The organism is Vibrio sp. Vb0667 (assembly GCF_033391095.1).
Genome location: NZ_JAWPOL010000305.1, coordinates 1 through 1,139 on the forward strand (window position 1 = coordinate 1; position 1,139 = coordinate 1,139).

Consider the following 1,139-nt stretch of genomic DNA (forward strand, 5'->3'; position numbering starts at 1 on the left):
CTCACCACTCGGTCAGAACCTTCCGTTATGGTGAACTTGCCATCAATAGAAACTGCGTCGTTTTGGTCTGAGCCTGTGTTTGACAGATCGTCTTCATCCACTGTAATGGCATCGACGTTTGTGATGGTCGGTTGGTCATCGACGATAGTCACTGGGATCACCGCAGAGCTGGTGTCACCATCAAAGTCCGTTGCGATGATTGGGAAGTTCAGCGTTAGCTCGTCGCTATTAATAGCGTGATCGATTGGGCCTTCCAACGTGAAGTTGTAAGAGCCATCCACATTCACTACCAACGTAAATACTGGATTGCCATCTGCCGTCGCACTGTAAGTGAAGCTGCCGTCAGCATTTGCCGTTTCTACGAGTACAACCGCTTCGCCATGTGAGGTAAGGCCAGCAACAGGATCCGTCGAGGAATCAAGTTGATAGCTCACCACTCGATCAGAGCCTTCTGTTGTGGTGAATTTACCGTCAATAGAAACGACACCATCTTGAGCAGAACCAACGCCCGATAAATCGTCTTCATCAACCGTAATAGAATCGACGTTTGTGATAGTTGGTTGGTCATCGACGATGGTCACTGGGATCACCGCTGAGCTGGTGTCACCATCAAAATCGGTCGCAATAATCGGGAAGTTCAGAGTTAGCTCGTCACTACCATTGGCATGGTCGATAGGGCCTTCTAGCGTAAAGTTATAAGAACCATCTACGTTAACAATCAAGGTAAAGACCGCGTTACCACCTGCGGTGGCTTGATAAGTAAAACTGCCGTCTGGGTTGGCCGTTTCAGTCATCGTTACCGCGACGCCTTGAGACGTCAGCCCTGCTACAGGGTCGGCAGAAGCATCCAATTGATAACTAACGACACCATCAGAACCTTGCGTTGTTGCAAATTGGCCGTTGATGGAAAGTGCATCATTTTGGTCTGAGCCAATCCCCGTCAAGTCATCTTCATCAACTTGGATTGCATCCACACTCGTGATGATTGGTTTATCATCGACGATAGTCACTGGGATGGTGGCAGAAGTTGTATCGCCATCAAAGTCAGTCGCAACAATTGGAAAGTTCAGCGTTAGCTCGTCGCTAGTAATAGCGTGATCGATTGGGCCCTCCATCGTGAAGTTATAAATACCATACAT

Annotated in this window: 1 pseudogene; it reads right to left on the reverse strand. The window is 48.4% G+C overall.

Annotation, left to right across the window (positions count from 1 at the left end):
- Positions 1-1,139, reverse strand: a pseudogene (locus tag R8269_RS25480) (hypothetical protein); the annotation flags it as partial.